Origin of the sequence: Kitasatospora sp. NPDC086791 (assembly GCF_040685975.1) — a bacterium.
Taxonomy (GTDB): domain Bacteria; phylum Actinomycetota; class Actinomycetes; order Streptomycetales; family Streptomycetaceae; genus Kitasatospora.
The window spans coordinates 1-22,639 of record NZ_JBFBOC010000051.1; the positions used below are offsets into that span (position 1 = coordinate 1).

The following is a 22,639-nucleotide window of genomic DNA, read 5'->3' on the forward strand; positions in this document are numbered from 1 at the left end:
GCCGCCGTCCGGGTCGCCGTCGCCCTGGCCGAGCGCTACCCGGCCGAGGTGGGGGAGGTGGCGCCCGCCGACCTGCACCGGCGGCAGATCGGCTGCCTAGAGGTGTGCGAGCTTGTAGAGCACGGGCGCGGCCTCCCGGAGGACGGCCCACTCCTCGTCGTCGAGCCCTTGGGCGAGCTCGGCGAGCCAGACGTTTCGGCGCCGACGACTCTCCGCGAGGATCGTCTCGGCCTGCTCGGTGCTGCTGACGACCACCTGACGGCGGTCCTCGGGGTGCGGCTCCCGCCGCACCAGCCCCTTCTCCTCCAGCATCGCGACGATCCTGGTCATCGAAGGAGGCTGTACGTGCTCCTTCCGGGCGAGCTCACCCGGCGTCGCCTTCCCGCACCGGGCGAGGGTGCCCAGCACCCCCATCTCGGTGGGACTCAGCGACTCTTCCACCCGCTGGTGTTTGAGTCGTCGGGAGAGGCGCATCGTGGACGACCGCAGCTGACTGATCGCTGCGAGGTCCTGCTCGGACATCTCGGGCATCTCTTTAGCTTACGTCATTACTCTCGCTAAGGAAAATGGGATCCCGCCGCCGCGCCGGAGCATCGGCCCGGTGACATATTGGTGATGGGCCTCAGGTCTCGACTCCCAGAAGGGCCGACCAGCCATGTCCGACCTCGTCTCCGAGCAGTCCGCACCGTCCTCGCAGGGCGCGCCGTCCGCGTCGGCCGAGCGGGGCGCACCGGGCGACACCGGGTTCGCCCGGCTCGCCATGGTCACCATCGACTGCGCCGACCCGGTCGCGCTGGCGGCGTTCTACGGCGAGCTGCTGGGGTGGGAGACCCGGCACGTGGACGAGCACTTCGCGATCCTGGACAACCCCGAGGGCGGCAGCCCGCTGGGCTTCGGGCGGGTGAAGGGGTACCGGCCGGAGCCGTGGACGGAGCCGGACGGGAGCAAGCACTTCCACCTGGACTTCTACGTGGACGACCTGGAGGAGTCGACCGCGAAGGCCCTCGCGCTCGGCGCGACCCAGCCCGCGTACCAGCACGGGCGCACGCTCAAGGTGCTGATCGACCCGGCGGGCCACCCGTTCGGGCTAGCGCCGCTGGAGTAGGGCAGCGGCTCCGGGCCGCAGCGGGCCAGCAGCGCCGGGCCGGAGCAGGGCAGCGGCCCTCAGCGCGGGAACGCCCGGCGGGCCCGCCAGGTGGTGTGCTCGCGGGACACGGCGTCCTCCGCCTCGGCGGCCAGCCGGGCCCAGCGCACCTCGGCGTCCGGCGCCCTGACGTCCAGGTCGGAGAGCTGGTTGCCGACGTTCTCCAGCTCGCGCGCGGCCAGCTGGTAGGCGGCGGCCAGCGGCCGGAGCTGCTTGAGCTGCGTCCAGGCGATGATCGCCGCGGCCGCGGCCGAGCTGGCGCCGAAGATGTGCACCTGCAGCGCGCCGGTGGCCTGGGCGACGGCGGCGGCCGCACCGAGGATGATCAGCACCGCGATGCCGAGCCCCCAGGAGACCGCCTGCGACTCGCAGGACTCCGCCCGGGAGCGGTACCAGGTGCGCTGGCCCTCGACCCGGGTGCGCAGGTAGAGGGTGCGCCGGGCGGTCAGGCTCTCGGCGCGCAGCCGCCGCATCTCCGGGGTGATCTCGGCGACGGTGTCGGGCGGCACGATCTCCGGGTCCTCGAAGGCCCGCAGCACGTCCTCGACCTGCAGCAGGTAGCCGCGGTCGACGTCCGCGGACTCCGCCTCGCCGTCGAACGGGCGGGCCCGGACGGTGTACTTCCAGGCCAGCGTCTTGACCGACTCGGCCGCCGCCCGGGCCTCGTACCAGCGGCCCTGCGGGTTGCTGCGGCGCAGCCGGGACCAGAAGTAGCCGGCCACCAGGAAGGCGGCCACCGAGAACAGCGGCCAGACGTCGAAGTCGCCCTCGTGGTCCGGGCCGGGGAACGACCCGATCAACGCGGCGACCACCAGCATCGCGATCAGGCCGCGGTACCAGCGCAGCGTCTCGCGCTGGCCCTCCAACGAGGCGTTGTCCGCCGTCCGGAACAGCTCCGGCAGCAGCTGCGCCTCGACGCCCCCGGGCGGATCCTGTTGCACCATCGGTCGAGTCCCCTCCCCCTTCTCCGTCCAGCCAGTATTCCCGCCGCCAACTCGGCTACACAGGCGCCTTTTTGACACCTTCCGGCAGTCGACGGTCGCCCGGCGACCGCCCGGCGACCGCCGCCTGATCACCCGGTCGTTGTCTCCGGGTCAGGTAACCGATATAAACGGTTACATGCCGCTGCACTGGAAGCTCGTCATCGACTGCGCCGATCCGCACCGTCAGGCCGCCTTCTGGGCAGCCGCCCTGGAGTACGCGGTGGAGGACCACGGCCCGCTGGTCACCCGGCTGCTCGCCGCCGGTGCGGTCGGCCCGGACGCCACCACCGAGGTGGACGGCCACCCCGCCTGGCGCGCGCTGGCCGCCGTCCGGCACCCCGAGGACCCGTACGACCCGGCCTCGGACACCGGCCTCGGCCGCCGCATCCTCTTCCAGGCCGTCCCCGAGCCCAAGCAGGCCAAGAACCGCCTGCACCTGGACGTCCACCCCGGCCCGGGCGCGCGCGCCGCCACCGTCACCCGGCTCGAAGCGCTCGGTGCCGCCGTCCTGCGGGACGTCGAGGAGCCGGGCGGCACGTGGACCGTCATGCGGGACCCCGAGGGCAACGAGTTCTGCGTGCACTGAGACCGGCCCGGAACACGGCCGGAACGCGATCGGGCACGCGGCCGCGTCCCGGGCCCGGAACGCGACCGGGAACGCCGCGCGGCCCCGCCCTCCCACACCGGGGAGGACGGGGCCGCGCGGTCGTACGGCGTCGGGTGCCGTACGGCGTCAGAGCAGACCGAGGGCGGGCATCAGGTAGTAGAAGGCGAACACCGCCGCCACCGCGTAGAGCGGGACCGGCACGCTGCGGCCGCGGCCGACGGCCAGGCGCAGCACGCAGAAGGCGATGAAGCCGAAGCCGATGCCGTTGGTGATGCTGTAGGTGAACGGCATCATCACGATGGTCAGGAAGGCCGGGATCGAGATCGTGTAGTCGGCCCAGTCGATCTCCTTGATCGAGTTGGCCAGGATCAGGAAGCCGACCGTGACCAGGGCCGGGGTGGCGGCCTGGGCGGGGACCATGGTGGCGAGCGGGGTGAGGAAGAGCGCCACCACGAAGAGCAGGCCGGTGACGATCGAGGCGAAGCCGGTACGGGCGCCCTCGCCGACGCCGGCGGTGGACTCGACGAAGCAGGTGTTGGCGGAGGCGGAGGTGGCGCCACCGGCCGCGGTGGCGATGCCGTCGACCATCAGGATCCTGTTGATCCCCGGCAGGTCGCCCTTCGCGTCCAGCAGGTGGGCCTCGTCGGCCACGCCGAGGATGGTGCCCATCGCGTCGAAGAAGCACGACATCAGCACGGTGAAGACGAACAGCGCGCCGGTCAGCACGCCGACCTTCTCGAAGCCGCCGAACAGGCTGACCTTGCCGACCAGCCCGAAGTCCGGCGCGGCGACCGGGTTGCCCGGCCAGGTCGGAACGGTGAGGCCCCACTTGAGCGCCGGGACGTCGGCCACCTTGTCGATCACCACGGCCAGCAGGGTGGCGGCCGCGATGCTGATCAGGATCGCCCCGGGCACCTTGCGGATCACCAGGATCAGGGTGAGCAGCAGGCCGAAGACGAAGACCAGGACCGGGAAGCCGAGCAGGTGCCCGTTGCTGCCGAGCTGCAGCGGGACGGTGGTGTGCGCGGCGTCCGGGATGCGGCTGACGAAGCCGGAGTCGACCAGGCCGACCAAGCTGATGAACAGACCGATACCGATCGCGATGGCCTTGCGCAGGCCGAGCGGGACGGCGTTCATGACCCGCTCGCGCAGACCGGTGGCGACCAGCAGCATGATCGCGAAACCGGCCAGCACGACCATGCCCATGGCGTCCGGCCAGGTCATCTTCGGGGCGAGCTGGAGCGCCACGATGGTGTTGACGCCGAGGCCGGCGGCCAGGCCGATCGGGACGTTGCCGACCACGCCCATCAGCAGGGTGGTGAGACCCGCGGTGAGGGCGGTGGCGGTGACCAGCTGGGCGCTGTCCAGGTGAGCCCCGGTCAGGTCCGTGGCGCTGGCCAGGATGATCGGGTTGAGCACCAGGATGTAGGCCATGGTGAAGAACGTGGCGACACCGCCGCGGATCTCGCGCGGCAGGGTGGAGCCGCGCTCGCTGATCCGGAAGTAGCGGTCGACCGCGCCGGCGGGGGGCTGGGGGGCGGCGTCGGCGGGTTCGGGCGACTCGGTGGTCGGCTGGACCACAGGCATGCGTGCGTCCTCTGTGGGGGAGCTGAGGAGGGGGGTCGACACCCGGGGCGACGGTGGCCGGGCTCGGACCTTTAAGTATGGTTTCCCGATCGCACACGCGCTATCTTCGCGCGTAGAGTCCGCCGGGGTCGCGGCCGAGGCCCGCCGGAGCCCGCGCCCGGCCCGTACCGGACCTCCGCGAGGACGCCCGGCACCCGCCGCACCGTACGCTAGGCCCCATGCCCAAGACGCCGCTGCACCCCTCGCCCCCTCCCCTGGAGGCCAACGACGTCGCCATCGTCGGCGGCGGCACGGTGCTGTGGTTCGTCGCCTTCCTCGCCCTGCTCCCCTTCCAGGGCACGCTCTCCGAGCACGGCCACGGCACCTGGCCCTGGATCTGCCTCTCCGGCGGCCTGCTCGGCCTGATCGGCCTCTGGTACTGCCGCGCCCGGCGGGACGCGATCGCCCGCAGCCGAACCGCCGAGGCGGCCGGGCGGACGGCGGACGACAACGGTCAGGACCCGGCCACCCAGTCGGACTGAACACTCCTTCAGCAGCACGCACCGGGCATAAGGCGCCCGTAGAGTCGGTGCCATGACGCAGCCTGCCCAGCCAGCGGAAGAGCACCCGACCGGCGGAGACCGCGCGGACGGGGCCCACCCCCTCGGGCTGCTGCCGGGCCGGCGTGGCGGACTGACCGTCGCCGAGGTGGCCGAACGGGTCGCGCAGGGGCAGGTCAACGACGTCCCGGTCCGCTCCAGCCGCTCCACCCGGGAGATCGTCCGGGCCAACGTCTTCACCCGCTTCAACGCGATCATCGGCGTGATGTTCGGGATCATCCTGGTCGTCGGCCCCATCCAGGACGGCCTGTTCGGCCTGGTCATCGTCGCCAACACGGCGATCGGCATCATCCAGGAGCTGCGCGCCAAGAAGACCCTGGACAGTCTGGCCCTGATCGGCGAGGCCCGCCCGCAGGTCCGCCGGGACGGCGCCGTCCAGCAGATCGGCGTCTCCGAGATCGTCCTCGACGACACCGTGCTGCTCGGCATCGGCGACAAGGTGATCGTGGACGGCGAGGTCACCGAGGCGGACGGCCTGGAGGTCGACGAGTCGCTGCTGACCGGCGAGCCCGACCCCGTCCTCAAGCAGCCCGGCGACCAGGTGATGTCCGGCAGCTTCGTGGTGGCCGGCGCGGGCGCGTTCACCGCCACCAAGGTCGGCCGCGAGGCCTACGCGGCCCAGCTCGCCGAGGAGGCCAGCAAGTTCACCCTGGTGAAGTCGGAGCTGCGCAGCGGCATCGACAGCATCCTGCGGTTCATCACGTACCTGCTGATCCCCACCGCGATCGGTCTGATCATCAGCCAGCTGGCCGTCGAGGGCCGGGACTGGCGCGAGGCCGTGCGGCGGATGGTGGCCGGCATCGTCCCGATGGTCCCCGAGGGGCTGGTGCTGCTGACCTCGGTGGCCTTCGCGATCGGCGTGATCCGGCTCGGCCGCAAGCAGTGCCTGGTCCAGGAGCTCCCGGCGATCGAGGGCCTGGCCCGGGTCGACACCGTCTGCCTGGACAAGACCGGCACCCTCACCGAGGGCGGCATGGACGTGATCGACCTGCGGATGCTCTCCGACGGGGAGGCCGACGCCGTCGACCCGGACACCGTCAAGCACGCGCTCGCCGTGATGGCCGGCGCCGACGCCCGCCCCAACCCGTCCATGCAGGCGGTCATCGACGCGTACGGGCGCGGCGACGGCGGCGGCGCACCGGCCCTCCCGCCGAGCGACTCCTCGGACGGATCACCGGACGGATCACCGGACGGATCACCGGACGGATCACCGGACGGATCACCGAGCGGATCACCGGGCGGATCACCGGGCGGATCGTCAGCCCCGGGCGCGGGCGACGCTTCGATCACCCGCCAGCCCGCGCGGCCTGCGGCGGGCTGGCGGGTGATCGAAGCGATGCCCTTCTCCTCCGCCCGCAAGTGGAGCGGCGTGCAACTGCTGGAGCCGCAGGGCGGCGAGGCCAGCTGGCTGCTCGGCGCCCCCGACGTGCTGCTGCCCGCCGGGCACCCGGCGCTGGCCGAGGTGGACGAGCTGGGCGCGAAGGGCCTGCGGGTGCTGCTGCTGGGCCGGACGCCCGTCCCGCTGGACTCCCCGGACCCGGCGGCCGGCCTCGTCCCGCTCGCGCTGGTGGTGCTGCAGCAGCGGCTGCGCGGCGACGCCGCCGAGACCCTGCGGTACTTCGAGGGCCAGCGGGTCCGGGCCAAGGTCATCTCGGGCGACGCGGCGGTCTCGGTCGGCGCGGTGGCCGGTCACCTGGGCCTGCCCGGTGCCGACCACCCGCTGGACGCCCGCACCCTGCCCACCGACCCCGCGGAGCTCGCCGAGACCGCCGACCGGACCAGCGTGTTCGGCCGGGTCACCCCGCAGCAGAAGCGCCTGCTGGTCGGGGCGCTGCAGTCCCGCGGCCATACCGTGGCGATGACCGGCGACGGCGTCAACGACGTGCTGGCGCTCAAGGACGCCGACATCGGCGTGGCGATGGGCACCGGTTCCGACGCCACCAAGGCGGTCGCCCAGATCGTGCTGCTGAACGACTCCTTCGCGACCCTGCCGTCGGTGGTCGCCGAGGGCCGCCGGGTGATCGGCAACATCGAGCGGGTCGCCTCGCTGTTCCTGGTGAAGACGGTCTACTCGGTGCTCCTGGCGCTGCTGGTGATCTTCACCCACTCGCCGTACCCGTTCCTGCCCCGCCACTCCACCGTGCTGTCCTCGCTGACCATCGGCATCCCGGCCTTCTTCCTGGCCCTCGCCCCCAACAACGAGCGGGCCCGCACCGGCTTCGTGAAACGGGTGCTGCGGCTCGCCATCCCGGCCGGCGTCATCGCCGGGACGGGCACCTTCGTCGCCTACACGTTCGCCCGCACCGACCACGCGACCGACCTCAAGGCCGACACCAGCGTCGCCACCCTGACGCTGTTCCTGATCGCCATCTGGGTCCTCGCCATCGTCGCCCGTCCGTACAGCTGGTGGCGGCTGCTGCTGATCGGCAGCATGTGCGGGGCGTTCGCCCTGGTCCTGGTGGTGCCGCCGCTGTCCGACTTCTTCGAGCTCTCCCTGGTCGGGGTCCGCGACCCGCTGGTGGGCGTCGCCATCGCGGTGGTCTGCGGCATCGCCCTGGAGATCACCTGGCGTTACCTGAAGCGCAGCGGCCTGGAGTGAGCGGCCCCGGTGAGCCGCCCGGGGTGACACGCGCCCCGGCCTGAGTGACAGACCCCGCGCCGAGGCCCGATGATGGCCTCCGGGAGGGGGTGCCGAATGGAGCGCAGGGGTGGGGAGTTGGAGGCGTTCATCGCCTTCCTGGGCGGACTGCTGGCGGTCGGGCTGACGGCGCTGGCGATGGCGGGCGTCGGCCTGGCGATCAGACCGACACCCGCGCTGCGGAGCGCCGCGCTGGTGACCCTGGGCGCGGTCTGGCTGACCGTCGCCGTCACCGTCTACGGCCGCCTCCGGACGCGCGCCCGCTGAGCCCGGCCGGCCCCCGCGCCCACCGAGCCCCGCCGGCCCCGCCCGCCGCCGCTCAGCCCTCGAAGTCCCGGGCCGCCGACAGCTCGTACGCCCGGTCCGGCTCGCTGAGCGCGGCCAGCACCTCGAAGCGCCGGTGCCACTGCCCGACCGACCAGGCAAGCCCGGCCGCGAGGCCCTCCGGGGTGGCCGCGTGCAGCAGGCCGGGCACCGGCGGGACCTCGAACTCGTCGTCCTCGTCGCCGGCCTCGGCCTGCTCCGGGTCGTACGGCGGCTCCGGGGCGTCCGCTCCCGGGTCCCACCGCCAGTCCACCGCGGCCTCGCCGCCGTCCGGCCCGACGACCAGCAGCTCCTCGTGCTCCTCGTACGCGACCGGGCAGCCGGGCAGCAGCTCGCGCACCACGGCCGGGACGCGGTGCAGCACGCCCTCGGAGAGCACCCGGCCACCGGCCACCTCGCTGGCCAGCGAGACGTGCAGCCGCTCGGCGAGGTCGGCCGCGAGCGCCGGGGCGACCGGCAGCAGCGGGTACGGGTGCAGCAGCTGGACCAGGTCGGGGGCGTCGGCGACGACCGCCTCGGTGGCGTCCACCACCACGGTGTGGGCCGGCCGGCGCCCGGTGGCCGGGTCCAGCGGCGGCAGCGCCCGCACCACGTCCAGCGCTTCGATCCGCTCGCGCTCCACCCGGGCCAACGCGCTGTGCAGGCCGTGCAGTTGGCGGTGCCCGACCTCGACGGCCGGGTCGGTCATCCGGTCCAGCACCTCGTCCGGCCCGTGCGGCTCGGCGAGCAGCGCGGCGAGCGTGGTGCGCACCCCGAGCGCGTGCAGGAACTGGTCGTCCAGGGTGGTCCGCGCCTCCTCGTAGAGGCCGCGCAGCAGCGGGTCGGCCCCGGCGGCGCGCAGCCCGGCGGGCTCGCGGCCCGCCAGCACCGGGTGGTCGCGCAGCCACCACGCGGTGTACGGCGGCAGATCGGCGTAGGTGCCGTCCGGCAGCAGGGTGCGCACCGGGCCGACCACGGCGTCCCGGTACGGCGGGCGGGCCAGCGCGGCGAGCGCCTCGGGCCAGGCGTCGTCGTCCACCAGGTCGAGGTCGCGCACGGCCAGCAGCTCGGCGGCCACCGGCGGGACGCCGACCGCCTCGTCGGCCTGCAGGGCCTCCAACGCGTCCTCGGCCCAGTCGGCGAGCCCGTCCGGCGCCTCGTCCAGCAGTCCGGTGGGGTGACCGCCGGCCGCCCGGTCGGCCGGGGCGGTGGGGTCGAGCCGCTCCAGGTCGTCCGGGTCGAGCACCACGTCCTCGGCGCGCACCAGCACGAAGTCCGCCAGCACGCCGACGGCCGTGAGCACCTCGGGCCCCCAGCGCTCCAGCAGCTCGTCGTCCACCCAGCCGGCGTCCTCCTCGCGCGCGAGCGCGGCGAACGGGCTGCCGGGCAGCACCAGTTCGCCCGCGCGGGCCGGCTCGCCCTCGTCGTCCAGCAGCGCCAGCCGGGCCAGCCAGGGGTGCGCGCCGGGCTCCGGGGCGGCGGCCTTCACCAACGCCAGGACGGCGTCGGCGAGTTCGAGGGCCGTGTCCAGGTCGTCCTCGGCCAGCTCGTAGGAGCGGGCGACGGCGGCCCGCACCTCGGGGGTGTCCAGCACCCCGGCCGGGGTGGCGGTGCCCGCGCCGAGCTTGGCCAGCAGCGGGTGGACGGCCTCGGGGTGGGCCAGTCGCAGGTCCAGCGCGGCCAGGGCGCCGGCCAGCGACTCGGGGTAGCCGGGGAAGGCCGCCCAGTCGTCGTCCCCGGAGGGCAGCAGGACGCGCCGCGGCCCGGTCACCGTCCGGCCGTCCGCGAGCGGCACGGGCAGCGCGCCGAGCGCCTCCGGGTCCGCCCCGCCGAGCGCCGCGTACAGGTTGCGCCACCAGCCGGGCTCCCGGTCCAGGCCGCCGAGCTGGTCCACCACCTCGGCCAGCGGCACCCGGCGCACGTCGAGCACCCGCAGCTCGGTGCGGCGCTCCAGACCGGCCGGCAGCAGCCCGGGGAAGATCGGCGCGAGCGCCTCGACCACCGAGCCGTCCGCGCCCTCCAGCAGCGTCGCGTCCCGGGGCCGCAGCGCGGGCGTGCCCTCCTCGACCGGCGCCGGGTGCGGCAGGAACGGCGTCTCGGGCAGCCGGGACAGCACCGCCGCGCGCAGCGCGTTGTCCAGCGCGCCCCGGCCGAGCGGCCCGGGGACGAGACCGAGCGAGCCGAGGTCGGCGCCGCGGGCGCGCAGCAGGTCGGCGTAGCTGTCGGCGGCGCGCTCGGTGAGGAAGTCGGCCAGCGGGCCGGGCGCGACGTGCCGACGGGTGGAGTCCAGCGGGTAGGAGGCGATCAGCAGCGCGGGCAGGCCGATCGGCTCGTCGCTGGGGGTCGGCGCGTGCAGCACGGACGCGATGCCGGGCTGCTGCGGGACGCCGTCCGGACCGACCGGGACGGCCCAGGTCACCGTCCAGTACGGGCGGGCGCGCTCCTCGGTGGGCCGGTCGACCAGCAGGCCGGCGTCCAGGCCGCCGGAGGCGCCGGCGGTCTGCCAGACCGTCTGCCGCAGCCGGCCGCCCGCGTCGTCGGTGACGGTGACCTCGGTGACGCCGTCCGGGCGGGTCTCGGCCGCGACCCGGGTGAGCGTCCGGGTGCCGTCCGGGGTCTCCACCACGACCTCGGCGAGGCCGGGCAGGGTGAGCAGCAGCGCGTCGTCGATCCCGGCCAGCAGACGGCGGGTCAGGTCCTCGGCGGCGGCGTCCCGCATCGGCAGCACGACCACCGTGTCGTAGCCCTCGGGAGCCGGGCCCTCGGCCGCGAACGGCAGCCGCAGCAGCGGCACGTGGCCGTCCCGGCGGCGCAGTTCGTCGGTCAGCGCGGGCTGCGCCTCGGCGAGCGACCTGGCCTCGCCGAGCGACCAGCGCACCCCGCCGGTGGCGCTCAGCACGGCGGGCTCGTCGGTGACCGCGAGGACGGCGGCGAAGCCGACCCCGAACCGGCCGACGGCGGGCTGCTCGCCGCGCTTGGAGGAGGCCCGCAGGGTGGACAGCGACTCGACGGCGGCCGCGTCCAGCGGGGCGCCGGTGTTGGCGGCGGCGAGCACGCCGTCGGCGAGGGTCAGCCGCAGCCGCCCGGGGCCGCGCCCGGCACGGACCGCCGCGTCGGCCGCGTTCTGCGCCAACTCGACCACCAGGCGGTCCCGGTAGCCGCCGAGCGCGAGCTCCTCCTCGGCGTTGGCGTCCTCCCGGAACCGGGCCGGCGAGGCGGCCCAGGCGTCCAGCACCCGCCGCCGCAGCGCGGCGCTCCCGAAGGGGTCCGCGAGGTGCTCGTCCGTGCCGCTGCCGATGATCCGAGGTTCCACGGGACCTGCCGCCTTCCGCCGCCCTGTACGTCGTAGGGCATTCTTCCCTGCCCCACCGACTGCTTCCGACCACGGCCCCCGCCGGGCCGCGCGACAAACGCCCCACCGGCGGCGCAAACGGCCGGGAACGCCGACGGCCCGCCCCGGAGCGTCACCGGGGCGGGCCGTGCGGCGGAGCGCGGCCTGCGTGCGGCCTGCGCGCGGCGGCCTCAGGAGTGGCCGAGCTCCTCGGCCGGGGCGTCGGGCTCGACCGAGCCGGAGGTGCGGTCCGGGTGGAGCTGCAACGGCTCGACCACCAGCTCGTCCAGGATCAGCTCGGACGGCGCCGGCGGGGCCGGGATGACGGCCGCCTCGGAGTGCCCGCCGCAGCCGTACGCGAAGGAGACGATCCGGCCGTCGGCCGGGCCGAACTCGTTGCCGCACACGCCGAAGGCCTGCCCGAGCGAGCCGCCGATCGGGACCAGGAAACCACAGCTCCCGCAGGAGGCCGGGGCGGCCTGCGCCATCGGGGTCTGCGGGCCGTGGGCCTGCTCCCAGCGCTCGGCGGCCAGGTGCAGGCCGAGCCGGGAGAGCACCCGGCTGCGGCCCAGGCCGAGCTCCTCGGCGACGGCGTTGATCCGGGCGCGGGCCGGGGCGGGCTGGACGTGCGGGTCGGTGACGACCAGGTCCTCGTCGTCCGCGAGGGCGACCGCGGAGTTCGGCGCGGGCTCGTCCTCGCCGGTCCAGCCGGGCTCCAGCCGAAGGTCGTCGGCACCGGTCGGCAGCAGGTCGCCGGGGCCCATGTCGCCGGGGCGCAGCCGCTCGCTCCACGGCACCCACTGCGGGGCGAGGACGGCGTCGGGGCCGGGCAGCAGCACGACCTCGTCCAGCGTGATGTTCTTGGCGCGCGGGGCGCGGGCGACGGTGACCGCCCAGTGCCAGCCGCGGTAGGCGGCGTCCAGGCACTCGAAGGTGTGGGTGACGACGCGGTCGGCGTCCGCCTGGACGCCGAGGTGCGGCCCGACGGCCTCCGGCCCGACGGCCTCCTCGGCGGCCTGACGGGCGAGTTCGACGGCCTCGGCACAGAGCCGGTCGGGGGTACGGCTTCGCATCGCAGCACTCACGGCGTCGATTCTCTCCCAGTTCTTCTGTCGCCCACGGCGTGTTGCCTGTTCCGTCGCGGCTTGGTAGTCCCTCATCCATTCTGCGCGACCGGAGGCCCCCTCGGGTACCGGCCGCGCCGCTCGACCGGCCTGCCGGCGCCCCGGCGTCCCGGCGGGCGGACTTTGGGCAGGCTACCCGCCGCCCGCCGCCCCGGCACAGTCCGGGGCGGACGCGGACGTTCCACGGACCCGGAACGGCCGCGCCGAGCGGAGCGCATTCCCGCGTCGGCGCGGCGAATCTGGGGCAGGATGGGCTTGTGGCGGACGACAACCCGTCGCAGCACGCACTGCGCCCCTCGCAGGCCGGCAGCCCCGACGAGGCGAACGCTGTGCCGCGACAGCAGCCCCCGGTCCCCGGCGCGGACGAACCGCAGCCGGCGGGCGGAGCCGAGGCGTCCGCCGCCCCGGTGAGCCTGGTCAAGCCGGCCCGGGACGCCACCTCCGCCGCCCCGGCCGCCACGCCCGCACCCGCACCCACGTCCGTGTCTGCACCCGTGTCCGCACCCGCCGACGGGGTCCCCCGGCCGGACGGACCGCACGCCCGCCACCTCGCCGCCCTCGACGAGGACCTGGAGGAGGAGGGCGAGGTCCCCGAGCCCCGCCGGCACTTCCTGATCCGCACCGCCTCCGCCGCCGGCGCCGGCACCGGCAAGGTGGTGCACGGCACCGGCCGCCGGATCCGCCGGGCCACCGCCGCCGAGGGCGCGGGCGAGTCCGGCCTGGCCAAGCTGATCGAGCTGCACGCGATCAACTCCTTCGGCGACATGCTGATCACCATCGCGCTGGCCTCCACCATCTTCTTCTCGGTGCCGACCGGCGAGGCCCGCGGCCGGGTCGCGCTCTACCTGCTGATCACGATGGCCCCGTTCGCCCTGCTGGCCCCGGTGATCGGCCCGCTGCTGGACCGCCTGCCGCACGGCCGCCGGGCCGCCATGGCGATGTCGATGCTGGCGCGGGCGGTGCTGGCCTGGACGATGGCCGGGGTGATCACCGGCGGCGGCATCGCGCTCTACCCGGAGGCGCTCGGCGTGCTGGTGGCCTCCAAGGCGTACGGGGTGGTGCGCAGCGTCGTGGTGCCCCGGCTCCTGCCGAGCCGGCTCTCCCTGGTGAAGGCGAACTCCCGGGTCACCCTGGCCGGGCTGCTGGCCACCGGCGTGGCGGCCGGGGTGGGCGGGCTGCTGCACCTGATCGGCCCGGGCTGGCCGCTGCGCGGCGCCTTCCTGGTGTTCGTGATCGGCACCCTGATGGCCTTCCACCTGCCGCACAAGGTGGACTCGGCCAAGGGCGAGCAGCGCGCCGTCCTGCACGCCGAGGTGCACGGCGAGGGCTCGCACCTGATCCACCACAAGCCGCCTCCGGTCAAGGCCTCGCTGCGCACCGTCGGCCCGTCGGTGATCCTGGCCCTGCGGGCGATGTCGGCGATGAAGTGGCTGGTCGGCTTCCTGGTGATGTTCCTGGCCTTCCTGCTGCGGGAGGAGCCGATCGGCGGCCTGCAACCGACGCTGGCGCTGGGCCTGGTGGCGCTGGCGGCGGGGACGGGCAACGCGCTCGGCTCGGTGCTCGGCTCCTGGCTGCGCACCCGCGGCCCGGAGACGACGGTCACCGCGATGCTGCTGCTGGCGACCTGCGCGACGGCGGCGGCCGCGCTCTGGTACGGCGTCGTGACGGTCGTCCTGGTCGCGGGCGTCGCCGGGATGGCGGCCTCGCTGGGCAAGCTGGCGCTGGACGCGCTGATCCAGCGGGACGTCCCGGAGGCGGTGCGGACCTCGGCCTTCGCCCGGTCGGAGACGCTGATGCAGCTGTGCTGGGTGGCCGGCGGAGCGGTCGGCATCCTGCTGCCGCTGAACGGGAAGCTGGGCCTGTCGGTCGCCGCCGCGGTGGTCGGCCTGGTGCTGCTGTGGACGTTCCACTCGCTCTACCGGGTGGGCCTGCGCCGGCACTCGGCGGCGCCCCGGGTCGCATGACCCGGCGCGGTGTGGCAACACGCGGTGGCCGACCCCCGCGTAGCGTGATCGGCCAGGCCCGGTAGATTCTGACCCATGAGCCTCAATTCCCGTGCCATCGCCGCCCTCGGCGCCGTCGTCGTGGTCGGCGCCGCCACGGTGGGCACCTCCGTCGCCATCGCCGCCGGCCAGACCGTGCCCATCTCCCACCAGGCCACCCTCACGGTCGGCAACTCCTCGGTCGCCGCGGAGCCGCTGTGCTGGAACAACGGCAGCGCGATCACCGAGGACCTCCAGCAGGAGTGCCAGGACAAGGCCACCGAGGCGCTCAAGAACGGCACCCTGCCCACCATGGACGTGGTGGCGAGCGACCAGGTCGGCGTCGGGGTCTCCCCGAACGTGGCCAAGTCCGGCTGGTGGGCGTTCACCAACGGCGGCGCGTCCAGCAGCGGCGGGCGCACCAGCCTGTCCGCGTACGCCAAGGGCCCGACCTGGTCGGGTGCCCAGCAGGCGAACAAGGTGCTCAACGCCAGCGGCAAGACCCTGGTCACCGTGGTCGAGGGCGACAAGAACTCGGACAACCCGACCGCCGTCTGGTACTTCCAGCTGAACACCCAGGACAGCTGACGGTCCCGCGATGACCGCGCACGCCGTCGCCGACGGCGACCAGGAGCAGTCGGGCCCCGCGCGGGCCCGGCTGCTCGTCGTCGTCGCGGTGGCCGCCGAGGCCGAGGCGGTGCTGCGCGGCCTGCCCGGCGAGGCCACCGCCCGCCCGCTGCCCGGCGGCACGCTGCACCGGGCCCAGGGCGCTCCGGTGGACGTGCTGGCCGCCGGGGTCGGCCCGGCCGCCGCCGCGGCCGCCGCCTCCGCCGCGCTGGCCGCCCGCCCGTACGCGCTGGCCGTCTCGGCCGGGATCGCCGGCGGCTTCGCCCCGCACGCCCCGGTCGGCGCCACCGTGGTGGCCGATGCCATCGTGGCCGCGGACCTCGGCGCGCAGACCCCCGAGGGCTTCGCCGACGTCACCGAGCTGGGCTTCGGCACCGTCCGGCACACCCCGCCCCCGGCCGTCGTCGCGCTCGTCGCGCAGGCACTGGCCGGCCCGGGCACCGTCACCGGCCCGGTGCTGACCGTCTCCACCGTCACCGGCAGCGCCGAGCGGGCCGCCGTGCTGGCCGCCCGCCACCCGGGCGCCGCCGCCGAGGCGATGGAGGGCTTCGGCGTGGCCGAGGCCGCCGCCCGGTACGGCGTGCCGGTCCTCGAACTGCGCACGGTGTCCAACCCGGTGGGCCCGCGCGACCGGGCCGCCTGGCGGATCGGCGAGGCGCTGGCCGCCCTGGAGCGGGCCTTCGCCGCACTGCCCGTCCACGAACTGGCCGCGGGGCACGAACCGGCCGCACGGCGCGAGCCGAGTGCACGACACGAACCGGCCGCGCGGCCCGAACCGATCGAGGAGGCCGGCCGTGGCTGAACGGCTGAGCATCGCGTACTCGCCCTGCCCGAACGACACCTTCGTGTTCCACGCCTGGGCGCACGGCCTGGTGCCCGGGGCGGACGCCCCCGAGGTGACCTTCGCCGACATCGACGTCACCAACGGCCTGGCCGAGCGCGGCGAGCTGGACGTCCTGAAGATCAGCTACGGCGCGCTGCCGTGGGTCCTGGACGAGTACACCCTGCTGCCCTGCGGCGGTGCGCTCGGGCGCGGCTGCGGCCCGCTGGTGCTCACCCTGCCGGGCGTCGGATCCCCCGCGGACCTCGCCGGGAAGACCGTCGCGGTGCCCTCCGAGCGCTCCACCGCGTACCTGCTGTTCCGGCTCTGGGCGGCCCGGGCGGTGCCGGGCGGCTTCGGCGAGATCGTCGTCCTGCCGTTCCACGAGATCATGCCCGCCGTCCGGGACGGGCGGGTGGACGCCGGCCTGGTGATCCACGAGGCCCGCTTCACCTACCGGCAGTACGGCCTGCACAGCCTCGCCGACATGGGCGAGGCCTGGGAGCGGGAGACCGGCCTGCCGATCCCGCTGGGCGCGATCGTCGCCAGGCGCTCGCTCGGCGCCGAGCGGCTGCGGGCGATCACCGACGCCGTCCGCGCCTCCGTCCGGCAGGCCTGGGCGGACCCGGAGGCGAGCCGCGGGTACGTACTGGCGCACGCCCAGGAGATGGACCTGAGCGTCGCGGAGCAGCACATCGGGCTGTACGTCACCGAGTTCACCGAGGACCTCGGCGAGGAGGGCTACGCGGCCGTCCGCGCCCTGCTCACCCGGGCCGCCGCGGAGGGGCTGGTGCCCCCGCTCGACCCGGGTGCGCTCGCGTTCGGCTAGCGCCGGCCCCGCCCGCGGCCTACACGTCGAACTGGTCGGCCACCGCGCGCAGCAGGGCGGCCAGCTTCTGGCCGGTCGGCTTGGCCGGGTAGCGGCCGCGCTGGAGGCCGGGCAGCACCGCGTCCAGGGTGGTGATCAGGTCCTGGACGATCGGGGCCATGTCGTCGGCGCTCTTGCGCTGGGCGGCGGCCACCGAGGGCAGTGCCTCCAGCAGCTGCACGGCCATCGCCTGGTCGCCGCGGTGCCCGGCGACCACGCCGAACTCGACCCGCTGGCCCGGCTTCAGCACGGTGACACCGGCGGGCAGCGCCTTGGTGTGGACGAAGACGTCACCGCCGTCATCGCGCGACAGGAAGCCGAAGCCCTTAGTCTCGTTGAACCACTTGACCTGGCCGGTGGGCATCTCGAACAGTCCTCGAATGGGTGTGAGGGATCCCGGCCCTGGCCGGGGATCACTGGGTGGTGGATCACTGGGTGGTGGGAAAGCTGCGGCCGACCTCGGCTCGGCACCCGCGGGCGCTCATGGTCAGCACGCTGTCAGGAGCAGACTAACGGTCCGTGACTGCCTCGTCCGCGTTCCGCGAGGGATCCGCGTTCCGAGGCCCGCCGGGGGGCACGGGGTACGGGGATCTCGCCGCCACGGGCAACCCGGTACTGGCACGGCCGGGTCGCGCCCCTGCGCTGTCCATCGGCTCACACCCCCGGGTCTGAGGACACGGGACGCCCCTGCGGCGCCCCTCGGCACCCCCTGCATACCCCCGCCCAGCAGGGATCAAAACGTTGAGCTGCCGGGAAACTGCGCAACGTGACGGAGCCGCTCCGGTGGGCGGCCCCGGCGACCGCTCTGCCAGACTGGGGGCGGTCCGGTCCCGTCCCGAGGAGTGAGCAGACGTGAGCAGCCAGAGCGCCGATCCCGGCGACGTGTACGTCAAGGCCGGAGTGATCGTCTTCGGGCTCGGGGCGATCGCCACGCTGGCCACCTTCGTCCCGATGTTCCTGCACCTGACGCCGCTGCCGACGGCCGCGTACTGGCTGAGCATGCTGATGCCGGCGGGCTTCCTGGCCGCGCTGATCGGGCTGTTCCTGAACGCGCGCGAGCAGCGCCGCCGGGTCGGGGCCTAGGGTCCGTCGGCGCCGGGCACGGCCGTCAGCCCCGGTACAGCCGTCGGCGCCGGCCTAGCCGTCGGCCCGGTCGGCCAGGTGGCGGGCGAGCCAGTCCGGGAAGCCGGTGAGGTCCGCCAGCACCACGTCCGCCCCGGCCTCGCGCAGCTCCTCCGCCCCGTACGGGCCGGTGGCCACCGCGACCGCGAGGGCGTCCGCGTGCCGGGCGCCCCGGATGTCGCCGAGGTGGTCGCCGACGTAGATGCTCGCGCCGTGCTCGCGCAGCGCCTCGCCCTTGGTCTCCGCCCACAGGTCGCCGATCACCGTGTCGGCCGCCATCCCGGCGTGCTCCAGGTGGAGCCGGGCGTTCGGCTCGTACTTGCCGGTGATCACGGCGACCCGGCCGCCGTGGGCGCGGACCGCCGCGACGGCGGCGTGCGCGCCGGGGAGGGCCACGGTCGGGGCGAAGGCGTGCTCGCGGTACAGCTCGCGGTAGCGCGTCACGGCCCGCTGCACCTCCTGCTCCGGGAACCAGTTGCGGATCTCGTCCAGCAGCGGCGGGCCGAGCCGGGTGACCACCAGGTCGGCGTCGATGGGCGTGCCGGTCTCGGCGGAGAGCGCCAGGTAGGTGTCCCGGATACCAGGCCGGGTGTCCAGCAGCGTCATGTCGAGGTCGAAACCGACGGTGAGCGGGGCCTGTGAGGTCGCGGGCATGCCGCCAGGCTATCCAACCGTCCGCACGGACCACGAGGGCGCCGACGGCCGCGGTGGCGGCGGCAGCGGCAGGTGGCGGTGGGCGCGCGGCGACACGCTTGACGGCGCTCAAACCCCCATTTCGGACATAATCGACGGCGCCCCGACCCCGCCTCGCCTCCTGAGGACCGCCGATGCACCGGATCGCCCGCCGTACCCTCCTCGCCGGCCTCGGCGGGGCCACGCTCGCGGCGTGCACGGGCGGCACCCGCCCCCCGGCCCCGGCGACCGCCGACGGCCTGGACACCGGCACCTCGCGGGCCGCCACGTCGTCGGCCACCGCCTCGCCGACCGCCCCGCCGGTGCCGCCGGTGACCGTCGACACCGCCACCGGGCCGGTGCTGGTGCCGGGCAGGCCGATGCGGGTGGTCGTGCTCGACACCGACGCGCTCGACTCCGCGCTGACCCTCGGCATCACCCCGGTCGGCGCCGCGCTCCCGGCCCGCGACACCCGCTACCCCGACTACTGGCCGGCCACCAGGACCGCCGGGATCCGGCTGGTCGGCCCGGCCGGCTCGCCCGACCTGCCGACCGTACGGGCGCTGCGGCCGGACCTGATCCTCTCCAACCAGGCACGCGACGGCGACCGGTACGACCAGCTGCGCGAACTCGCCCCGACGGTGCTCACCCAGACCACCGGCGCGCCCTGGAAGGCCGGCTTCCAGCTGCACGCCCAGGCCTTGAGCCGGGAGGCGGCCGCGGCGGCCTTCGCCGGCGCGTACCAGAAGCACGCCGGGCAGGTCGCGCAGGCGCTGTCGGCGGCGAGGCTGTCCGGGCGCAAGGTGAGCCTGGTGCGGTTCGTGGAGGGCGGCGGGATCCGGCTGTACGGTCGGCAGAGCTTCCCCGGGACGGTGCTCGCCGACGCCCAGGTGGGGAGGCCGGACGCGCAGAACGTCGACCAGTCCGACGTCGAGGTCCCGCTCGACCAGATCGGGAAGGCGGACGGCGACCTGCTGCTGTACGCGACGTACGGCGATCCGGAGCGGGCGGGCCTCAACGCCGCCCTGGCGAGCCCGGGTTGGCAGGCGCTTGGGGCGGTCCGGGCGCACCGGGCGTTCCCGGTGGACGACCAGCTGTGGTTCCAGGGGAGCGGCTACACCGGGGCCAACTACCTGCTGGACGAGCTGCAGCGCTTCCTCGGCGTCTGACAAGCGCCCGGCAGGGCGCCCGGCAGGGCACGGCACGGCACCCGGCAAGACGCCCGGCAAGGCGGCGCTGCGGCCGAAGCCGCTCAGCCCGCAGCCGCGTAGCGGGCCGGGGGCTCGCCGACGGCCGCGGTGAAGTCGCGGGTGAGGTGGGCCTGGTCGGCGTAGCCCAGTTCGGCGGCGAGCGCGGCCAGGTCCAACGCGCCTGCGCCGACCGCACGTTCGGCCGCCTCGTGGAGCCGGGCGCGGCGCAGCACCCACTTCGGGGAGGCCCCGACGTACTCGGCGAACAGGCGCTGCAGACGCCGGACGCTGACGCCGAACTCCCCCGCCAGGTCGTCCACCCGGCGGAGGTCCGGCCTGCCGGTGATCCGGTCCACCATCGCGGCGACCTCGTCGGCGACCGGGTCGGGCGCGGGCAACCGGGGCCGCAGGAAGGCGTCGGCGAGGGCGGCCGGGTCTCCCGCGTCGCCCAGCAGCACCGGGTTGAGCCGGTCGGCCGCGGGCCCGAAGAACTCGGCGGCGGGCAGGGTGCGGTCGGCCAGGTCGCCCACCGGACGGCCCGCGAAGGGCCGGAAGGCACCCGGCCGGAAGCGGACGCCCAGCACGTGCCCGGCGTTCTCCAGCCGGCGGACGAACAACGAGCGGACGACCCCGTAGACGGTCGCCCGCGGGGCCTCGAAGACCAGGTGGACGTTCGGGTGGGCGAGCACCTTCTGCTCGTGCGCCGGCAGCCCGCGCAGGTCCCAGCTCACCCGCCAGTAGTACTCGACGAACCGCGCCACCTCGGGATCGGGCTCCAGCCGCGCCACGCCGATCAGCTCGGCCGCCCGGGCCGGGTGCAGCACACCGCGGCCGAGGTCGGGAGAGTCCGGAGAGTCCATGAGGGCAGGCTAGCGTCGCGTTTCTTCAAGACCGCGCGGCACCGCCGGGCGCAGGATCGGAGCCATGAACGCCCACCCGATGCACCCCTTCCTGACCCGCGCCGCCACCGCCGCGGCCGGCGTCGCCGCCGCCGTCCCGGCCGACCACCCGCTGGACGCGCCGACGCCCTGCCCGGACTTCGACACCCGCGGGCTGATCAACCACTGGGTGCTCTACACCTCGCACGGCCTGGAGCACCGGGCCCTGCGCACCGAACTGCCCGAGGAGCTGAGCTCGCGGGACTTCACGGCCGACGCCGAGTGGCGCTCCGCGTACGCGGCGCAGCTGGAGCGCGCCGTCGCGGCCTGGGCCGATCCGACGGTCTGGGAGGGGGACGTCGACCTCGGTGGCTCGCCGGTCCCGGCGGTGGGGATCGCCCGGATGCTGATCCTGGAGCTGGTCCTGCACGGCTGGGACGTCGCCCGGGCCACCGGCGGGCGGATCGAGGTCGACGGGGAACTCGCCGTGCTCGTGGGCGAGATCGTCGCCGAGAACGCCGAGCTCTACCGGCAGTACCAGGGCTTCGCCGAACCGGTGGCGCTGCCGGACGACGCCCCCGCGTGGGACCGCGCGCTCGCCGCCTCCGGGCGCGACCCGCGCTGGAAGGGCTAGGAACCGCCCGGCGCGGCTTCGCCGTTGCCGCCCAGCGCCGCGCCGCCACCCAGCGCGGCGCCGAGCTTGGCACGCAGGACGCGGACGGCCGGGGACTGCTGGTCGGAGCGGCCGGCGAGGCCGAGGCGGGACCGGACGGCGGCGTCGGCGATCGGGACGGTGCGCAGGCCGGGGCCCTCGACGGAGGAGGGGCTGAGCACCGCGACGCCGGCGCCGCGTTCGGCGAGGCGCAGCACGGTGGCCGGGGAGCTGGCGTCGATGTCCACGCGCGGGTCGAGGCCGAGCTGCGCGCAGGAGCGCTCGTAGGCGGCGCGGATGCCGGTGCCCGGGGAGAGGCAGAGGATCTTCTCGCCGCGCAGGTCGGCGAGGGTCAGTCCGGGCCGGTCGAGCGGGTGCCCGGCCGGGACGACGGCGGCGATCCGCTCGTCCACGACGACGCGGGCGTCCAGGCCTGCCGGGAGCTCGCCCGCGTAGCCGATCAGGGCCAGGTCGAGGGCGCCGGAGAGGACCTGCGCCTGGAGCAGGTCGGAATGGCCCTCGTGCAGGCTGAGTTCGATGCCGGGGTGGGTGCGGCCGAGGTCGGCGACGGCGTCGAGGAAGGGCGGGATCGAGCAGCCCATGATCATGCCGAGCCGGACCCGTCCGCGCACGGCGTCGGCGTACTCGGCGGCGGTGAACCGGATGGCGTCGAGCGTGGCGAGGGCGTTCTTCGCCAGCGGGAGGACGGCCTCGCCGGCCGGGGTGAGGCGGACCCGGCGGCCGGAACGGTCGAGGAGTTGCTGCCCCAGCTCCCGTTCCAGCTTGGCCACCTGGGTGCTGATGCCGGACTGGCTGACGTGCAGGCGCGCGGCTGCGGCGGTGAAGGAGCCTTCGTCGACGACGGCGGCGAAGTAGCGCAGCTGGTGCATCTCCATAACTCATGATGATAGCTAGCATCGGATCCATCTGTTGGACGGATGGGTTGGGTGGTCGGGAGGATGGAGGCATGACGACGACGAAGAGCGCACGCGAGCTTGCCGAGACCTACTTCTCCGCCTGGGAGGCGGGCGAGTTCGAGACGATCCGGGGACTGCTGGCCGACGACGTGGACTTCGTCGGGGCACTGGGAACGGCCTCGGGCGTGGAGGAGGCGCTGGCGGGGCTGCGGGGGCTCGGGCGGGTGCTGGAGAAGATCGACGTGAAGGTGCGGGTCGCCGAGGGCGACGAGGTGATCACCTGGTTCGAGCTGGGCACCAGCATCGCGGAGCCGACGCCGACGGTGAACTGGATGCACGTGGAGGACGGGAAGATCACCCGGATCCGGGTCACCTTCGACCCGCGCGGCCTGCTGGCCGGCTTCGAGCAGAAGAGCTGAGCAGGGGAGCGGGGGCAGGGGGCAGGAGAGCAGGAGGGCCGTGATCGCCGGGGGCGGTGACGGCCCTCCTCTGCATTGCCCCTACACGTCCTCGTCGGGCGGGGCCGCGCGGAGAGCGGTGACGACGCCCAGGGCGACGGTCGCGAAGGCGAGGGCGAGGAGGACGGCGAAGGCCG

22 protein-coding genes are annotated in these 22,639 nt (G+C 74.9%); 13 read left to right on the forward strand and 9 right to left on the reverse strand.

Annotated elements, in window-relative coordinates:
* Positions 1-96: 96 nt before the first annotated feature.
* Positions 97-531 (reverse strand): MarR family transcriptional regulator, encoded by a 435-nt coding sequence (locus AB0Q99_RS33190; RefSeq protein ID WP_360239300.1) that lies wholly within the window; start codon positions 529-531, stop codon positions 97-99.
* Between the two features lie 124 nt (positions 532-655).
* Here AB0Q99_RS33190 and AB0Q99_RS33195 point away from each other — a divergent pair, with 124 nt between their 5' ends.
* The gene (locus AB0Q99_RS33195) at positions 656-1,105 is read left to right on the forward strand and encodes a VOC family protein (protein ID WP_363577789.1); all 450 of its coding nucleotides are present in this window, start codon (positions 656-658) and stop codon (positions 1,103-1,105) included.
* Positions 1,106-1,164: 59 nt separating this feature from the next.
* Here the strand turns inward: AB0Q99_RS33195 and AB0Q99_RS33200 are convergent, their stop codons facing one another.
* Complete coding sequence (locus AB0Q99_RS33200; protein WP_363577791.1) at positions 1,165-2,088, reverse strand: DUF4231 domain-containing protein; 924 nt, start codon at positions 2,086-2,088, stop codon at positions 1,165-1,167.
* A 175-nt stretch (positions 2,089-2,263) separates the two neighbouring features.
* On the opposite strand from AB0Q99_RS33200, the gene AB0Q99_RS33205 reads away from it, so the two are divergent.
* Complete coding sequence (locus tag AB0Q99_RS33205) at positions 2,264-2,713, forward strand: VOC family protein (protein WP_363577793.1); 450 nt, start codon at positions 2,264-2,266, stop codon at positions 2,711-2,713.
* A gap of 147 nt (positions 2,714-2,860) precedes the next feature.
* Here AB0Q99_RS33205 and AB0Q99_RS33210 read toward each other — a convergent pair whose 3' ends face one another.
* Positions 2,861-4,321 carry an NCS2 family permease gene (locus tag AB0Q99_RS33210; RefSeq protein ID WP_363577795.1) on the reverse strand — a complete coding sequence of 487 codons (1,461 nt, stop codon included), beginning with the start codon at positions 4,319-4,321 and terminating at the stop codon, positions 2,861-2,863.
* Between the two features lie 218 nt (positions 4,322-4,539).
* Between AB0Q99_RS33210 and AB0Q99_RS33215 the strand changes: the two genes are divergently transcribed.
* The 3 genes from AB0Q99_RS33215 to AB0Q99_RS33225 all read left to right on the forward strand — a co-directional run bounded on the left by AB0Q99_RS33215 (position 4,540) and on the right by AB0Q99_RS33225 (position 7,825).
* Positions 4,540-4,842 carry a DUF2530 domain-containing protein gene (locus AB0Q99_RS33215; protein WP_363577797.1) on the forward strand — a complete coding sequence of 101 codons (303 nt, stop codon included), beginning with the start codon at positions 4,540-4,542 and terminating at the stop codon, positions 4,840-4,842.
* Positions 4,843-4,894: 52 nt separating this feature from the next.
* On the forward strand, positions 4,895-7,519 hold the full coding sequence (locus tag AB0Q99_RS33220) for an HAD-IC family P-type ATPase (RefSeq protein ID WP_363577799.1): 2,625 nt from the start codon (positions 4,895-4,897) through the stop codon (positions 7,517-7,519).
* Positions 7,520-7,615: 96 nt separating this feature from the next.
* Positions 7,616-7,825 (forward strand): hypothetical protein, encoded by a 210-nt coding sequence (locus tag AB0Q99_RS33225; RefSeq protein ID WP_363577801.1) that lies wholly within the window; start codon positions 7,616-7,618, stop codon positions 7,823-7,825.
* A 52-nt stretch (positions 7,826-7,877) separates the two neighbouring features.
* Here AB0Q99_RS33225 and AB0Q99_RS33230 read toward each other — a convergent pair whose 3' ends face one another.
* Together AB0Q99_RS33230 and AB0Q99_RS33235 are read right to left on the reverse strand one after the other, a co-directional pair.
* Positions 7,878-11,174: a molecular chaperone Hsp90 gene (locus AB0Q99_RS33230; RefSeq protein ID WP_363577803.1), complete on the reverse strand. Its 3,297-nt coding sequence runs from the start codon at positions 11,172-11,174 to the stop codon at positions 7,878-7,880.
* 209 nt (positions 11,175-11,383) lie between these two features.
* A complete protein-coding gene (locus tag AB0Q99_RS33235) occupies positions 11,384-12,265 on the reverse strand; it encodes a DUF3027 domain-containing protein (protein WP_363577805.1) in 882 nt (293 codons plus the stop codon).
* 662 nt (positions 12,266-12,927) lie between these two features.
* On the opposite strand from AB0Q99_RS33235, the gene AB0Q99_RS33240 reads away from it, so the two are divergent.
* The 4 genes from AB0Q99_RS33240 to AB0Q99_RS33255 all read left to right on the forward strand — a co-directional run bounded on the left by AB0Q99_RS33240 (position 12,928) and on the right by AB0Q99_RS33255 (position 16,574).
* Positions 12,928-14,280 (forward strand): MFS transporter, encoded by a 1,353-nt coding sequence (locus AB0Q99_RS33240; RefSeq protein ID WP_363577865.1) that lies wholly within the window; start codon positions 12,928-12,930, stop codon positions 14,278-14,280.
* Between the two features lie 75 nt (positions 14,281-14,355).
* Positions 14,356-14,886, forward strand: a complete 531-nt coding sequence (locus tag AB0Q99_RS33245; RefSeq protein ID WP_363577807.1) for a hypothetical protein — start codon at positions 14,356-14,358, stop codon at positions 14,884-14,886.
* Positions 14,887-14,896: 10 nt separating this feature from the next.
* Positions 14,897-15,727: a futalosine hydrolase gene (locus AB0Q99_RS33250; protein WP_363577809.1), complete on the forward strand. Its 831-nt coding sequence runs from the start codon at positions 14,897-14,899 to the stop codon at positions 15,725-15,727.
* Positions 15,720-16,574 carry a 1,4-dihydroxy-6-naphthoate synthase gene (locus AB0Q99_RS33255; protein WP_363577810.1) on the forward strand — a complete coding sequence of 285 codons (855 nt, stop codon included), beginning with the start codon at positions 15,720-15,722 and terminating at the stop codon, positions 16,572-16,574. Before AB0Q99_RS33250 ends, AB0Q99_RS33255 begins: the two co-directional genes overlap by 8 nt.
* A 19-nt stretch (positions 16,575-16,593) precedes the next feature.
* Here the strand turns inward: AB0Q99_RS33255 and AB0Q99_RS33260 are convergent, their stop codons facing one another.
* Positions 16,594-16,977: a cold-shock protein gene (locus tag AB0Q99_RS33260; RefSeq protein WP_363577812.1), complete on the reverse strand. Its 384-nt coding sequence runs from the start codon at positions 16,975-16,977 to the stop codon at positions 16,594-16,596.
* Positions 16,978-17,465: 488 nt separating this feature from the next.
* Between AB0Q99_RS33260 and AB0Q99_RS33265 the strand changes: the two genes are divergently transcribed.
* A complete protein-coding gene (locus AB0Q99_RS33265) occupies positions 17,466-17,696 on the forward strand; it encodes a hypothetical protein (protein WP_363577814.1) in 231 nt (76 codons plus the stop codon).
* A gap of 54 nt (positions 17,697-17,750) precedes the next feature.
* Here AB0Q99_RS33265 and AB0Q99_RS33270 read toward each other — a convergent pair whose 3' ends face one another.
* The gene (locus AB0Q99_RS33270; protein WP_363577816.1) at positions 17,751-18,389 is read right to left on the reverse strand and encodes an HAD family hydrolase; all 639 of its coding nucleotides are present in this window, start codon (positions 18,387-18,389) and stop codon (positions 17,751-17,753) included.
* A 173-nt stretch (positions 18,390-18,562) separates the two neighbouring features.
* Here AB0Q99_RS33270 and AB0Q99_RS33275 point away from each other — a divergent pair, with 173 nt between their 5' ends.
* Positions 18,563-19,576, forward strand: a complete 1,014-nt coding sequence (locus AB0Q99_RS33275; RefSeq protein ID WP_363577818.1) for an iron-siderophore ABC transporter substrate-binding protein — start codon at positions 18,563-18,565, stop codon at positions 19,574-19,576.
* 83 nt (positions 19,577-19,659) lie between these two features.
* Here the strand turns inward: AB0Q99_RS33275 and AB0Q99_RS33280 are convergent, their stop codons facing one another.
* A complete protein-coding gene (locus tag AB0Q99_RS33280) occupies positions 19,660-20,457 on the reverse strand; it encodes a DUF6597 domain-containing transcriptional factor (protein WP_363577820.1) in 798 nt (265 codons plus the stop codon).
* Positions 20,458-20,521: 64 nt separating this feature from the next.
* On the opposite strand from AB0Q99_RS33280, the gene AB0Q99_RS33285 reads away from it, so the two are divergent.
* Positions 20,522-21,109 carry a TIGR03086 family metal-binding protein gene (locus AB0Q99_RS33285; RefSeq protein ID WP_363577822.1) on the forward strand — a complete coding sequence of 196 codons (588 nt, stop codon included), beginning with the start codon at positions 20,522-20,524 and terminating at the stop codon, positions 21,107-21,109.
* Here the strand turns inward: AB0Q99_RS33285 and AB0Q99_RS33290 are convergent.
* The gene (locus AB0Q99_RS33290) at positions 21,106-22,023 is read right to left on the reverse strand and encodes a LysR family transcriptional regulator (protein ID WP_363577824.1); all 918 of its coding nucleotides are present in this window, start codon (positions 22,021-22,023) and stop codon (positions 21,106-21,108) included. The two genes, AB0Q99_RS33285 and AB0Q99_RS33290, sit on opposite strands and share 4 nt — an antisense overlap.
* A 71-nt stretch (positions 22,024-22,094) precedes the next feature.
* Between AB0Q99_RS33290 and AB0Q99_RS33295 the strand changes: the two genes are divergently transcribed.
* The gene (locus AB0Q99_RS33295) at positions 22,095-22,463 is read left to right on the forward strand and encodes a nuclear transport factor 2 family protein (protein ID WP_363577826.1); all 369 of its coding nucleotides are present in this window, start codon (positions 22,095-22,097) and stop codon (positions 22,461-22,463) included.
* The last annotated feature ends 176 nt before the right edge of the window (positions 22,464-22,639 follow it).